Here is a 13,681-nt window from a genome sequence, read left to right as displayed (position 1 = left end):
GGGCGGTGTCGCCTGTCGACGTACCGCCGCCCGTCGCGGATACGACGCGCGGCGACGGTCGGTCGGGACACCCGTCGGCCCCGCGGGCAGGCCGGCGGCACCTACGCTCGTGGTGTGCGGGTGACCGGGGCGCGACGGGGAGCGGGCAGGCTGGTCCGGCTGCCCCGGGCCGCCGTGCTGGACCTGCTCATCGGCGTCGCCGTCTCGGCCGTCGTGGCGGCGGCGATCACCGCGAACCTGGGCGGCGACCGGGGCCGCGACGCTCCCGCCTACCTGTTCGCCGTCGGGCTCGGCGCGCTCGTGCTCCTGCGCCGCCGCGCGCCGACCACCGTGCTGGTGGTCAGCGCCGCGGGCCTGGTCGCCTACTACGTGGCCGGCTACCCGCCGGTCGGGCTGGCCCTCCCCCTCGCCGCGGCGCTCTACTCGGCGGCCGAGGCCGGGCAACTGCGCTGGGCGGTGCTCGTGGGGCTCGGCCTGCTCGTCGTCTCCACCGCGTTCCGCACGGCGGACGGCGCGAGCGTCGCGTACCTCATCGGCTTCGAGCTGGCCTCCAGCGTCGCCATCATGGCCGCCGCGGTCGCCCTCGGCGACGGGGTCCGGTCCCGGCGGCTGCGGCGCCGGGAGCAACGGTGGCGGCTGCGGCAGCTGGAGCGCGACCACGCCCGGGAGGCGGCGCGCCGCGTCGAGGAGGAACGGCTCCGGATCGCCCGGGACCTGCACGACGTCATCGCCCACCACATCTCCGTCATCTCGCTGCACGCCGGCGTGGCCGACGAGGCCCTCGACGACGACCCGGCAGCCGCCCGGGCCGCCCTGGGGCACGTCCGCTCGGCCACCACCCAGGTCGCCCGGGAACTGCGCACCACCCTCGGTCTCCTGCGCGACCCGGCCGTGGCCGAGCCCCGGCAACCGGTGGGAGGGCTGGCCGGGCTGGACGCCCTGGCCGCCGGCGCGCGGGCCACCGGGCTGCGGATCGCCGTCCACCGGCAGGGCGAGCTGACCGGGCTGCCCGCCGCGGTCGACTCGACCGCCCACCGGCTGATCCAGGAGGCGCTGACCAACACCCTGCGCCACGCCGGTGCGCGCACCGTCGAGATCGACGTCGTCCGTGGCGCCGGCACCCTCGCCGTCGCCGTCCGCGACGACGGCCGTGGGCAGCGCGAGGACACCCCGCGCGGGTACGGGCTCGGCGGCATGCGGGAGCGCACCGCCCTGCTCGGGGGCACCGTCACCGCCGGCAACCGACCCGGCGGCGGCTTCGAGGTACGCGCCGAACTACCCCTGGGAGGGACCACGTGATCCGGGTGGGACTCGTCGACGACCAGCACCTGGTTCGCGCGGGGCTGCGTGCGCTGCTGAACCGGGCGCCGGACATCGAGGTCGTCGGGGAGGCGGGCGACGGCGACGCGGCGTACCGGCTGGCGGTCACCGAGCGGCCGGACGTCCTGCTGATGGACGTCCGGATGCCGGGCACGGACGGCATCGAGGCCACCCGCCGGATCGTCGCCGACGAGCGGCTGACCGGCGTACGGGTCGTCGTGCTCACCACGTTCGACACCGACGAGTACGTCTTCGAGGCGATCCGGGCCGGCGCGTCCGGCTTCCTGCTCAAGGACACCGGCCCCGACGAGCTACGGGGGGCGGTGCGGATCGTCCGGGCCGGGGAGGCCCTGCTCTCCCCCGCGGTGACGCGGCGGGTCATGACGGCGGTACGCGCCGGTGGGCGGGAGCCGGACCCGGCCCGGCTGGCGGCGCTGACCGCCCGGGAGCGGGAGGTCCTGGCCGAGGTGGCCGCCGGCCGGTCCAACGACGAGATTGGCGCGGTCCTGCACATCAGCCCGGCGACGGCACGCACGTACGTGAGCCGGCTGCTGGCCAAGCTGCACGCCCGGGACCGGTCGCAACTCGTCGTGGCGGCGTACGAGAGCGGTCTGGTGCGGCCGGGTTCACCGCCCGGCCCGGGCTGACCGGCGGTCGCGCGCTCGTCGGCACCGGCGGCCCCTCGGGCGGTGCCGCAGGCGGGCTCCGTTGAAAAACATTCAGCAAGAACGGACATAAATCCCCGGTCGCGACCTGCGACAGGGCCTCTGACTTCGTACGCCGCGCCACAAGGCACTCCCGGAACCGGGTCCGGACGTGTCACGATTCAAGGCACGGCGTGCGGGTCGGCGCCGACGGGGCTCAGGCGGCCGCGCCGCGGGCGCGTGATGAGGAGGATGTCCGGTGTCAGCGGGTGGGGCCCGCCGGGGACGGCGGGACAACGGGCTCGACGCGAGCGAGTACGCCATCGCCGGCGACGTGGATCCGCGCGTCGGTGAGCACCTGCTCGACGTCCTGGCCGCCGGTGGGATCGCCGCCTACCTCCAGCCCTCGGCCGACCTGAACCCGGTCACCCGCACCACCACCGTGCCCGCCCGCCCCGTCGACCGGCTCTACGTCGACCGCTCGCACCTGAGGACCGCGCGGGACTACCTGACCCAGCTCGCGGACGAGACGGCCCCCGAGAAGCCCCGCGCCGACGAGCCGGACATCGAGGCCGAGTGGGCCCGTATCGTCGCCGGCTTCCACACCACCGCCCCCCGCGGTGGCGACAACCCGTGGCCCGCCGCCGAGGACGTGGACGACCCGCCCGGGCCCGCCGCCGGCCCGGTGACCCTCGGCACGCCTGACGAGCCCGCCGGGCCGACCGCCACCGACGTGCGACGGTTGCCGTACGCGGCCGACATCTCGGGCGTCTCCCTGTCGCGGGGCCGCCACGACGAGCCGTCGTTGCTCGACGGGCTGGACACCTTCGGCGCGGACCTGCCCGACGACGAGTCGGAGGACGAGCGCTACACCCCGCCGCCGCCCCCGCCCCTGCCGCGCTTCTCGAAGTACACGGTGGTCGGGGTGCTGGCCATCGTGGTCGGCTTCGTGCTCTTCCTGTTCCCGTCGCTCTTCCCCGTGGCCGACCCGTCGGTGGTCAACCTGTTCGGGTTCACCGGCATCCTCGCCGGCTTCGTCGCGCTGATCTGGCGGCTGCGCCCCGGTGGCGACGACGACGAGCGCGACCCGGACGACGGCGCAGTCGTCTGACCAGCGAGCTGTCCGCCGGCGCTCCTGCCCGCATCCCGGGACGACGGACGCCCCGAGCCCGGTGCGCAACACTGGTGTAACTTACTGTCAGTAGGAATACCGCTGTCCGTCACATCCCTCGCTGACTGCCCGGTTGTTCCTCCGCTGCGGCGGTCACTCCCTGCTGATCGGAATGCCCGAGATGCGACAGAGTTCCCTCGTGGTGGTGGCCAACCGCCTGCCCATCGACGACAGTGTGGCGCCCGACGGGGCCTGCGAATGGCGCCGCAGTCCCGGCGGCCTGGTCAGCGCCCTCCATCCCCTCCTGCGACACACCCCGGCGACGTGGGTGGGGTGGGCCGGCGGCACCGGCCCGGCGCCCGCGCTGCCCGACGTGGACGGCGTCCGCATGCACACCGTTGCGCTGACGACCGACGACCTGCGCGACCACTACGAGGGCTTCGCCAACGCCACCCTCTGGCCGCTCTACCACGACTCGGTGGAGCAACCGGAGTACCACCGCAGCTGGTGGGAGGCGTACCAGCGGGTCAACCAGCGGTTCGCCCAGGCCACGGCCGACGTGGCCGAGCCCGGCGCGCTCGTCTGGGTGCAGGACTACCACCTGCAACTGGTGCCCGGCCTGCTCCGGGAGCTGCGGCCGGACCTGCGGATCGGCTTCTTCCTGCACGTGCCGTTCCCACCGCCCGAGCTGTTTATGCAGCTCCCGCGGCGGGCCGAGCTGCTGCGCGGGATGCTCGGCGCCGACCTGATCGGCTTCCAGCGCTCCCAGGCCGCGCACAACTTCGCCCAGCTGGTGGCGAAGGTGCTGGACGTCCCCGCCACCGACCGGCGGATCGCCGTCGACGACCGGGTGGTCCGGATCGGCGCCTTCCCCGTCTCCATCGACACCGCCGAGATGGCCGCGCTGGCCGCCCGGCCCGACGTGGCCGACCGGGCCGCCCGGCTGCGCCATGACCTCGGCAGTCCCGAGCAGGTGATCCTCAGCGTCGACCGGATGGACTACACCAAGGGCATCGAGCAGCGGCTCAAGGCGTACAGCGAGCTGATCGCCCACGGGCACGTCAAGGTGCGCGACACCGTGCTCGTGCAGGTGGCGGTGCCCAGCCGGGAGCGGGTCGGGCAGTACCAGATCCTCCGCGAACGGGTGGAGCGCGAGGTCGGGCGGATCAACGGCGAGTTCGGCCGGGTCGGCGAGCCGGCGATCCACTACCTGACCCAGCCGTTCGACCGCGCCGAACTGGCCGCGCTCTACCGCGTCGCCGACGTGATGGCGGTGACCCCGCTGCGCGACGGGATGAACCTCGTCGCCAAGGAGTACGTGGCCGCCCGGGTCGACGACACGGGCGCGCTGCTGCTCAGCGAGTTCGCCGGCGCCGCCGCCGAACTGCCGCAGGCGTACCTGGTCAACCCGCACGACCTGGAGGGGCTCAAGCAGGGGCTGCTCGCGGCGCTGCGGGCGGGCCCGGACGACCTCGGCGCGCGGATGCGGGCCATGCGGGCGCACCTGCACCGGCACGACATCCGCGCGTGGGCCCGCTCCTACCTCTCCGCCCTCGACGACAGCGGCTCGCTGCTGACCCGGCTGGGCGCCGCCGGCTGAGGCGACCGGCCCGGCCCGCGCCACCGCCGTCCGGTCGCGCGGGGCAGTCACGTTTGGCCGGTCGGCGCGGGGCAGTCACGTGCGGCCGGCCCGGCCCGGGGCGGTCAGGGCCGGCCGGTCGGCGCGGGGTCCTTCTCCAGCCAGTCCAGGATCGCGTCGACCGGCTCCCGCCACCGGGCGTCGAGCATCATGTCGTGCCCCATGCCGGGGAAGAGCAGCGGGGCGGAGCCGTACCGCCGGGCCGCCCGGGTCAGCGCCGTCGACGGCACGACCCGGTCGTCGGGGCTGCCCAGCACCAGCACCGGCGGGTTGCCCACCGCCGGCTCGGCGGCCCGCCCGGTCAGCAGCTGCCACTGGGCACGCCGGCCGGCCCGCCCCAGCCGGCCCGCGTAGCCCCGGGCCTCCGCCTCGGGCAGCTCCCGGCTGAACAGCTGCCGGCGGTGCAGCCGCAGCGGCCCGCCGAACACCGCCGGCAGCGTGCCGACCGGGTTGCGGCGCAGCGCCGCCCCGAACGTCGCCCAGCCGCCGAACACCGGCGCGACCAGCACCGCGGCCCGGGCCGGGTAGCGGGCCAGCGCGTGGGCCACCACGAGCGCCCCGGCGCCGTGCCCCACCAGCACCGCCTGGCGCGGCAGGCCCGCGGCCACCTGGGTCACGTCGTGCGCGTACGCCCGCAGCGTCGCCTCCGGCGCCGGCCCGCTGCCGCCGTGCCCGCGCAGGCTCAGCGCGTACGCCGGGAAGCCCCGGGACGCGGCGTGACCGAGCCAGTGCTCGGCGAACGCCCAGGCACCGTGCCCGAAGCCCGGTACGAAGAGCAGCGGCGGGCGTCCCTGTTCCACCTCGGGGGTCACGCCGAGCACCTCACGCCGGACCGGACGGACCGGGCGGGCCCACTCCCGCCCGCGCATGATCCGCACCTGACTCACTGTTCCTCCAGGTCGTGCAGCGCGCGTTGGACCGCGCGCAGGTAGTCGGCGTGGCCGACCTCGAACCAGTGCCGGCTGCTGTCCTTGACGGGCCCGGCGTAGCGCTCCCCCGCCTTCGCCGCCACCCGGGCGGCGAAGGCCGCCGCCCGGTCGGGACGGGTCACGCGCAGCCGCAGCAGCCGGGCGAAGAGCACCGACTGCCAGTGCGACAGGGGGAAGATGCCCGAGTCCGGCTGCACCAGCCCGGCCACGGCCAGCGTGGGGCGACCGGGGACGAAGGCGTTCAGCCAGAGCTTCGGGCGGCCCTCCCCCGCGTCGTCGCCGAGCACCTCCGGGTCGAGGAACTCGAAGCGCGGCAGGTACCCGGTGGCGAAGACGACCAGGTCCGGGTCGATCTCCCGGCCGTCGGAGAGCTCGACGGCGTACGGGTGGAAGCGGACGACGTCCGGCACCGGCGCGATCCCGCCGTGGCCCACGTAGTAGACGAGCTGGCTGTTGGCGATCGGGTGCGTCTCGTAGACCCGGTGGTCGGGCTTCGGCAGGCCGAACCGGGTCAGGTCGCCGACGGTCAGCCGCAGCGTCCAGTGGTAGAGCCACTGCCGCACCCGCAGCGGCACGCGCAGCGCCAGCAGCGCGTCGTTGACCTGGTCGGCGGGGCGGCCGAGGACGTACTTCGGGGCGTACCAGTAGCCCCGGCGGGTCGAGTGCCAGCAGCGCGACGCCTGTTGGGCGGCCTCGACGGCGATGTCGCAGCCGGTGTTGCCGGCGCCCACCACCAGCACCCGCTTGCCGCGCAGTTGCGCGGGGTCCTTGTAGGACGAGGCGTGCATGACCTCGCCCCGGAACTCCTCCAGCCCCTCGTAGCGGGGCAGCTTCGGCGACCAGTTGTGGCCGTTGGCGATCACCACGGCCGCGTAGCGGGAGGTGCGTTCCGGGCCGTAGCCGCCGGTGCTGCGGGTGGTCACGTCCCAGCGGTCACCGGCCACGGGCTCCACCCGGACGACCTCGGTGCCGAACCAGATGTGCCCGCGCAGGTCGAAGTGGTCGGCGTACCGCTCGAAGTACGACAGCAGCCGGCTGTGGTGCGGGTAGTCCGGCCAGTCGTCCGGCATCGGGAAGTCGGGGAACTGGGTGAACGGCCGCGACGAGATCAGGTGCGTGCTCGCGTACACCGGGCTGCGGTCGTGCCGCCAGTTCCAGGCGCCGCCGACGCCGGTCTCCCGCTCGTAGCAGTCGACGCCGAAGCCGTGTTCCTTCAGGTTCTTGATCGCCGTCAGACCGCTGGCCCCCGCGCCGACGACGCAGACGGTGTCGCCCCGGTCGGAGACCGGCCGGCCGTCGCGGGTCAGGGCGAGAGTGCTCGCCTCCGGGTCGGGCCGGCCATGGTCGGTGGAGGTGGACACCGGGATCTCCTTTTGTGCGGCACGAGTGCCGGGTCGCGCAGCATCCTCTCCACAACGGAGCGGGTTGTCCAGCCCCGGCCGCGACGGACGGTCAGTCGGCGGCCGGCAGCAGCAGGTCGACCAGGACCGGGAAGTGGTCGCTCGCGCGGCGGGTCTGCGGGGTGTCCACCACGTCGTAGTCGACCACCGTGATCCGTGGATCGACGAAGAGGGCGTCGATGCGCCGCCGGGGGTCCGCGCAGGAGTAGGTGAGCCGGTCGGCCCGGTCCATCGCCACGGCGGCGTCGGTCAGCCCGCGCGCCACGGTGGCCCAGGCCGGCCCGTCCGGCCCCTCGTTCAGGTCGGCCGCGGCGACCACCGGGGTGGTCGCGGCGTCCAGCTCGCGCTTGAACAGCGCGGCCTGCGCGGGCCGCTCGGCCGGGTCCGTGGACAGGTGCGACCCGGCCAGGGCGAACCGGGCTGCCCCGGCGACCACGCACTCGGCGTACGCGGCGCCGCGCAGGTGCCGGCCGGGGGTGAGCGGGAAGCGCTGGCAGCGGTCGGCCACCACCCGCACCCGCAGGCTGGTCAGCAGCAGGTTGCCGAGCGCGGGCAGCCCGCCGGCGGCCACCACCAGACCGAAGGACTCCGCCAGCGCCGCCGACTTCTGCCGCCACCGGAACCGGCGCGGCCCCTCCTGCACGATCACCACGTCCGGCCTGGCGTCGCGGACGACCGCCGCCAGCGCGGCCGTGTCGTCGCGCTGGCTGTGGATGTTGTACGACACGACGCGCAGCGGCACGCCCGGACTCTGCGTCACGGTCACCGCCTCAGATCCGGCGGGCCAGGTCGGCGGCGCCGATGACGCCGGCGGTGTTGCCCAGCTCGGCCGGGCGGATCTCGGCGACGGGGAGGCGGCTGCGCTGGGCGAGCGCGTTGGCGAACGACCTGCGGGTCGGGCCGAGCAGCAGGTCGCCGGCCTCGATCACCCCGCCGCCGACGACGAGCACCTGCGGGTCGAGGATCTGCGCCATGTCGGCGAGGCTGGTGCCGAGCCACCGGCCGACCTGCGCGAACGCCTCGGTGGAGACCGGGTCGCCGGCCTGCGCGGCGGCGGTGACCATGGGCCCGGTGACCGCCTCGGCCTCGCCGCCGGCCAGTTCCAGCAGGCCGGTGGCGCGGTGCGGCTCCTGCCGGGCGGCGGCGCGGGCGAACCGCACCAGGGCGCTGCCGCTGGCGTACTGCTCGATGCAGCCGAGCCGGCCGCAGCCGCACTGGTGACCGTCCGGCACCGTCAGCATGTGGCCCAGCTCGGCGGCGATGCCGTTGGCGCCCCGCAGGAGTTCCCCGCTGAGCACGATGCCGCCGCCGACGCCGGTGCCGATGGTGAACATGACCATCGAGTCGTCGGCCTCGCGGGCCGCGCCGTAGCGGAACTCCGCCCAGGCCGCCACGTTGCCGTCGTTCTCCACGATCACCGGCAGGCCGGTGGCGGCGCTGACGTAGTCGCGCAGCGGCTCGTCCCGCCACGCCAGGTTCGGGGCGAACAGCACGGTCGAGCGGCTGGCGTCGATCCAGCCGGCCGCGCCGATGCCGACCGCCTCGATCGCGTGCCCGGAGGCCAGCTCGCGGACCAGTTCGATGATGACGTCGCGGGTCTTGGCGACATCGTCGGCGGGGGTGTCCCGTCGGGCCTGCACGAGGACCGTGCCGGCGGCGTCCACGACACCACCGGCCACCTTCGTGCCACCGACGTCGACTCCGATGGTCAGCGTCACCGCCGCCACTCCCCTCTGCTGTGCTGCCCGCACCGGCGCCGGCGGACGACCGGCGCGTGGTCGGGATGTGCGTTGGTCAGGCCCCGTCGCCCGGAGGTTGCCCGCCCTCGTCCCCCGGTGCCCGGGACGTGGGGACCACGGGCCCGTCGGTGGACGTCCGGACGGTCCCCGGGGCGGCCTGCCCGGCGACGTCGACGGGCGGTACGGCGGCCGGGGCGGCCTCGTCCTCCGCCCGCGTGGCGGCGGACCAGACGTCCCGTTCCGGTGCCGGCTGAGAATCATGCCCGCTACGGGTGGCCTCGCGCCACACGTGGTCGTCCCCGCCTGCCGGACCCGGGGTGGCCGCCGGCCCGGCGGGGGCGTCGGCGGAGGGCTCGGGCGGGGTGAACGCGCGCAGCAGGCTGGCCACACCGGCGGCCAGGTCGCCCGCGCCGGTGGCGAGGCGCTCGGCGAACTCGGGACTCGGATCGCGCAGGGCGGCGATGCCCCGGCAGACCGGGCAGACGCAGCATTCGGCCGCGCCGGTGGCGAAACCGCCCGCGGGCGACCCGGTCGACGCACCCGGGCTGCCGCTGTGACCGAGGACACTCGACACGATCCCACCGAGCGGACCCCACTGGCCGCCCTTCGAGCCGGCCGCGGCCAGCCGGGCGGCGGCCAGCGCCGTGGCGACCAGACGTTCGGCCTCTTCCCGGGCCGAACCCGGATCCGTTGCACCCATGGTCGGCTCCCCTACCCTGCCGCCGGACGCGTCACTGCGCCGCACCGGATGCTTCTACCCGGCGCTTGAGCTGCTTCAACGCGGTATCCATGATCATTTTTTCGGCCTTGCGGCGGAACATGCCGAGCATCCCGACGGAAAGCTCGACCTCCAGGGTGTAGGTCACCGTCGTGCTGCCGTCCGGGTTGCTGTCCAGGTCGTACGAGCCGCGCTGGAACTTCTGCATCTTCGAGGGCTCCACCAGGTGCCACTCGATCCGGGAGAGATCCTCGGCGTACTCGTAGGCCAGCACGTACTCGTCGGCCAGCACACCGGCGTCGATCGTGAAGCGGACCTGGCTGGCGTAGCCGTCCTCGTACTCCTCGATCACCTCGACCCGCCGCATCGCCTCGGTCCACTCCGGGTAGCTCGGGAAGTCGCAGATGACCGCCGCCACCCGCTCCGGTGACGCGCCGACGACGATCGACTGGGTGGAGGTGTCCGCCATGCAGGGAGGCTACCCGGCACCGGCGGCGCCCACGCCGCGCCGCCCCCGGCACGCCGGATCGAGGCGTCCGGCGGCGACCAGCGGGCAGCCTGGGCGACCTGCCTTTTCGCCCCGGCCGCCGGGGCGGGTAGGTTTCGACGGAGCCGACCCGTGGTGGCGGCCCGCCCGGCCAGTGTGAGCACGAGGGAGTGCAGGTGCGCGAGTTCTCCGTCCCGCCGATCGTCACCGTCGGCGACGCGGCCAACCTCACCGACCCGGTCTGGGACAACGCCGAGGTCGCCCCGGACGCAGTCCAGTTCGTCCGCCCCACCGGCGCGGGGGGCGCCTGGGCCGACGTCACCTGCCGGCAGTTCCGCGACGAGGTCGTCGCGGCGGCCCGGGGCCTGGTCGCCGCCGGCGTCCAGCCCGGCGACCGGGTCGGCCTGATGAGCCGCACCCGCTACGAGTGGACCCTGCTGGACTACGCGATCTGGGCGGCCGGCGCGGTCACCGTGCCGATCTACGAGACCTCCAGCGCCGACCAGACCGCCTGGATCCTGTCCGACTCCGGCGCGGTGGCCTGTGTGGTGGAGAGCAGCGCGCACGCCACCCTGGTCGCCGGCGTCCAGGACCGGCTGCCCGAGCTGCGTCACGTCTGGCAGATCGACCTCGACGCCGTGGCCGAACTGGTCCGGGCCGGCGAGGCGGTCGACCCGGCGGAGATCGACCGGCGGCGGGCCGCCGTCCGCGCCGACGACCTCGCCACCATCATCTACACCAGCGGCACCACCGGCCGGCCCAAGGGCTGCGTGCTGACCCACCGGAACATGTACGCCGACATCGCCAACGCCGTGCCGGTGCTGCCCAACCTCTTCCGGCCGGGCGCCTCGACCCTGCTCTTCCTTCCGCTGGCGCACGCCTTCGCCCGGCTCATCCAGATCGGCGTGGTGCAGGCGCGGGCCACCATGCGGCACTGCGCGGACACCAGGAACCTGGTCGGCGAGTTGCAGGAGTTCCGCCCCACCTTCGTGCTCTCGGTGCCCCGGGTGTTCGAGAAGGTCTACAACGGCGCCAAGCAGAAGGCCGAGGCCGACGGCAAGGGCAGGATCTTCGCCCGCGCGGAGCAGGTCGCCATCGCGTACAGCGAGGCGCTGGAGACCCCAGGCGGCCCCGGCCTGGCGCTGCGCGTGCAGCACGCGCTCTTCGACAAGCTGGTCTACCGCAAGCTGCGGGCGGCGCTCGGCGGCCGGTGCCGCGACGCCATCTCCGGCGGCGCCCCGCTCGGCGCGCGGCTCGGCCACTTCTTCCGCGGCATCGGCGTGAACGTGTGCGAGGGCTACGGCCTGACCGAGACCTCTCCCGCCGCCGCCGCGAACCTGCCCGACGCCACCCGGATCGGCTCGGTCGGCCGGCCGCTGCCGGGGGTCACCATCCGGATCGACGACGACGGCGAGATCCTGATCGCCGGCGATCTGATCTTCAAGGGCTACTGGCGCAACGAGGCGGCCACGGCCGAGGCGCTCAGCGCGGACGGCTGGTTCCGCACCGGCGACCTGGGCCAGCTCGACAACGACGGCTTCCTGAGCATCACCGGCCGGAAGAAGGAGATCATCGTGACGGCCGGCGGCAAGAACGTCGCCCCGGCCGTGCTGGAGGACCAGGTCCGGGCCCACCCCCTGATCAGCCAGTGCGTGGTGGTCGGCGACCGGGCGCCGTTCATCGCCGCGCTGGTCACGATCGACGAGGAGGCGCTGCCGCGCTGGCTCGCCTCGGCCGGCCTGCCCGAGGACACCCCCGTCGAGAAGCTGCGCGACCACGACGGGCTGCGCGCCGAGATCCAGGGCGCCGTCGACGCCGCGAACCAGGCGGTCTCCAAGGCCGAGGCGATCAAGGTGTTCCGGATCCTGCCGCGCGACTTCACCGAGGCGACGGGTGAGCTGACCCCGTCGCTGAAGGTCAAGCGCCAGGTGGTGCACAAGTCGTACGCGGCGGAGATCGCCGACATCTACCGGGCCTGACTACGATCCGTCACGTGCCCGCCTCGACGCCCCCCCGGCCCCAGCCGCATCCCCTCGCCGCCGCCGCGCGCGTGGTCATGCTGGCGCTCGTCGCCGTCCTGACCCTGTACGCCACGCACGACCCCGGCCAGCTCTGGTGGATCGCGCTGCTGGCGGTCGCCGGGCTGCCCGCCCTGCTGGCGCCCGAACACCGGCCCGTCGGCCCGCTCAGCCGGGTGGCCGAAGTGCTGGTGCTGGGGCTGGCCGCGAGCCAGGTCGCCGCCGTGGCCACCGTCGGCGGGGACGTCGGCGGGCTGGGCGCCTCGGCGGTGCTGCCCTACCTGGCGGTCCCGGTGACCGTCACCGCGCTGCGCCGCCGGTTCCGCGAGGGCGTCGCCCTGCTGGCCGTCGCGGCGGCCACCCTGCTGGTGGCGGGTGCCCTCACCGAGACCGACGGCCAGCGGCAGATCAGCGAACTCGGCTACCTGGTGATCTGCGCCCAGTGGCTGATCCTGGCCGGGCTCGGCCTCGCCGCCGCCAGCGGCCTGCACCGGGTCATGCAGGTCCGCAACGAGGGCAAGCCGCAGCCGTACGCCGAGGCGACCCGGCTGCTCACCCAGCTGCGTACCGTGGCCCGGCAGCTGCCCGGGGCCACCCTGGACCCGGGCGGCATCTCCGAGCACCTGCTGGAGGAGCTGCGCACCGTGGCCCGGGCGGACCGGGCGGCCGTGCTGTCGGCCAGCGGCGGCGGCCGGCTGGTGGTGCTCGCCCAGGTGGGCGTGGAACGGGTCGACTGGGAGACGACACTGGACGCGGACTCGGCCATCGCCGACGCGTGGGCCAGCCAGCAGCCGCACACCGCCGCCCGCTCGCAGGCCCGGTCGCACCGCGGCGGCGACGTGTCCGCCCTGATCGTGCCGCTGGTGGCCGGGGTGCGCACCGTCGGACTGGTGGTGCTGGAGGCGGACGCGGCGCAGGCGTACCCGCCCGGCGTGGTGTCCCGGGTGACGGGGCTGACCCGCCCGGCCGCGCTGCGGCTGGAGGCGGCGCTGCTCTTCGACGAGGTCCGTTCGCTGGCCACCAACGAGGAGCGGCAGCGGCTGGCCCGGGAGATCCACGACGGGGTGGCGCAGGAACTGGTGATGGTCGGCTACGGCATCGACAACGCCCTGGCGTACGTCGACGAGGACCCGCAGGAGACCGCCGAGGCACTACGCACGCTGCGCGGCGAGGTGACCCGGGTGATCACCGAGCTGCGGCTGAGCCTCTTCGAGCTGCGCAGCGAGGTGGACCGGCACGGCGGCCTGGCTGCCGCGATCGCCGAGTACGCCCGCACGGTCGGCGCCTCCGGCGGACTGCGGGTGCACCTGTCCCTGGACGAGTCCACCGCGCGGCTGCCCGCCGCCACCGAGGCCGAGTTGCTGCGCATCGCCCAGGAGGCGGTCACCAACGCGCGCAAGCACGCGGGCGCGTCGAATCTCTGGGTCACCTGCGAGGTCGACCCCCCGTACGCGCAGATCGAAGTGTCGGATGACGGTCAGGGGATCGCTGACCAGCGGTCCGACGGGCACTACGGTCTTGCGATCATGGCCGAGAGGGCGGAACGTATCCGGGGCCGGTTGGAGATCAGGCCGCGGCAACCGAGCGGCACGACCGTGGCGGTGGTGCTCGGCTCCTCGCCCCGGCGCGATAACGTGCGCGGTAGCGCAGCGGCAGTAGAAGGGGAGTAACCCGAG

The 13,681-nt window shown here is 74.8% G+C and carries 12 protein-coding genes; 6 read left to right on the top strand and 6 right to left on the bottom strand.

Annotated features, from left to right (window positions below):
• The first annotated feature begins 120 nt into the window (after window positions 1-120).
• The 4 genes from EV374_RS16250 to EV374_RS16235 all read left to right on the top strand — a co-directional run bounded on the left by EV374_RS16250 (window position 121) and on the right by EV374_RS16235 (window position 4,675).
• Window positions 121-1,299, top strand: coding sequence for a histidine kinase (locus tag EV374_RS16250; protein ID WP_207914231.1), 1,179 nt, complete (start codon window positions 121-123; stop codon window positions 1,297-1,299).
• Window positions 1,296-1,967 (top strand): response regulator transcription factor, encoded by a 672-nt coding sequence (locus EV374_RS16245; RefSeq protein WP_132236195.1) that lies wholly within the window; start codon window positions 1,296-1,298, stop codon window positions 1,965-1,967. The genes EV374_RS16250 and EV374_RS16245 overlap by 4 nt, the downstream gene beginning before the upstream one ends.
• Before the next feature lie 256 nt (window positions 1,968-2,223).
• Window positions 2,224-3,075 (top strand): DUF308 domain-containing protein, encoded by an 852-nt coding sequence (locus EV374_RS16240; RefSeq protein ID WP_132236193.1) that lies wholly within the window; start codon window positions 2,224-2,226, stop codon window positions 3,073-3,075.
• Window positions 3,076-3,256: 181 nt separating this feature from the next.
• Window positions 3,257-4,675, top strand: a complete 1,419-nt coding sequence (locus tag EV374_RS16235) for a trehalose-6-phosphate synthase (protein ID WP_132236191.1) — start codon at window positions 3,257-3,259, stop codon at window positions 4,673-4,675.
• 104 nt (window positions 4,676-4,779) lie between these two features.
• Here the strand turns inward: EV374_RS16235 and EV374_RS16230 are convergent, their stop codons facing one another.
• The 6 genes from EV374_RS16230 to EV374_RS16205 form a co-directional block, all read right to left on the bottom strand.
• A complete protein-coding gene (locus EV374_RS16230) occupies window positions 4,780-5,583 on the bottom strand; it encodes an alpha/beta fold hydrolase (RefSeq protein WP_132236489.1) in 804 nt (267 codons plus the stop codon).
• 14 nt (window positions 5,584-5,597) lie between these two features.
• A complete protein-coding gene (locus EV374_RS16225; protein WP_132236189.1) occupies window positions 5,598-7,004 on the bottom strand; it encodes an NAD(P)-binding domain-containing protein in 1,407 nt (468 codons plus the stop codon).
• A 91-nt stretch (window positions 7,005-7,095) separates the two neighbouring features.
• Window positions 7,096-7,803 carry an endonuclease/exonuclease/phosphatase family protein gene (locus tag EV374_RS16220; protein ID WP_132236187.1) on the bottom strand — a complete coding sequence of 236 codons (708 nt, stop codon included), beginning with the start codon at window positions 7,801-7,803 and terminating at the stop codon, window positions 7,096-7,098.
• 10 nt (window positions 7,804-7,813) lie between these two features.
• Window positions 7,814-8,761: an ROK family glucokinase gene (locus EV374_RS16215; protein WP_132236185.1), complete on the bottom strand. Its 948-nt coding sequence runs from the start codon at window positions 8,759-8,761 to the stop codon at window positions 7,814-7,816.
• Window positions 8,762-8,837: 76 nt separating this feature from the next.
• Window positions 8,838-9,482 (bottom strand): hypothetical protein, encoded by a 645-nt coding sequence (locus EV374_RS16210; protein WP_132236183.1) that lies wholly within the window; start codon window positions 9,480-9,482, stop codon window positions 8,838-8,840.
• A 31-nt stretch (window positions 9,483-9,513) separates the two neighbouring features.
• Window positions 9,514-9,969, bottom strand: coding sequence for an SRPBCC family protein (locus EV374_RS16205; protein WP_132236181.1), 456 nt, complete (start codon window positions 9,967-9,969; stop codon window positions 9,514-9,516).
• A gap of 194 nt (window positions 9,970-10,163) precedes the next feature.
• Here EV374_RS16205 and EV374_RS16200 point away from each other — a divergent pair, with 194 nt between their 5' ends.
• Complete coding sequence (locus EV374_RS16200; RefSeq protein ID WP_132236179.1) at window positions 10,164-11,966, top strand: AMP-dependent synthetase/ligase; 1,803 nt, start codon at window positions 10,164-10,166, stop codon at window positions 11,964-11,966.
• A 14-nt stretch (window positions 11,967-11,980) separates the two neighbouring features.
• Window positions 11,981-13,675, top strand: coding sequence for a sensor histidine kinase (locus EV374_RS16195; protein WP_132236177.1), 1,695 nt, complete (start codon window positions 11,981-11,983; stop codon window positions 13,673-13,675).
• Window positions 13,676-13,681 lie beyond the last annotated feature (6 nt).

The sequence above is a fragment of the Micromonospora sp. CNZ303 genome, from assembly GCF_004345505.1.
Note: the sequence above shows the minus strand (reverse complement) of the source record. Positions and strands in the feature narration are given on the sequence as shown.

Excerpts from the sequence above, each read along its gene's own strand:
- EV374_RS16235 (WP_132236191.1), top strand. The coding sequence starts at position 3,257 with ATGCGACAGAGTTCCCTCGTGGTGGTGGCCAACCGCCTGCCCATCGAC.
- EV374_RS16205 (WP_132236181.1), bottom strand. The coding sequence starts at position 9,969 with ATGGCGGACACCTCCACCCAGTCGATCGTCGTCGGCGCGTCACCGGAG.
- EV374_RS16210 (WP_132236183.1), bottom strand. The coding sequence starts at position 9,482 with ATGGGTGCAACGGATCCGGGTTCGGCCCGGGAAGAGGCCGAACGTCTG.
- EV374_RS16230 (WP_132236489.1), bottom strand. The coding sequence starts at position 5,583 with ATGCGCGGGCGGGAGTGGGCCCGCCCGGTCCGTCCGGTCCGGCGTGAG.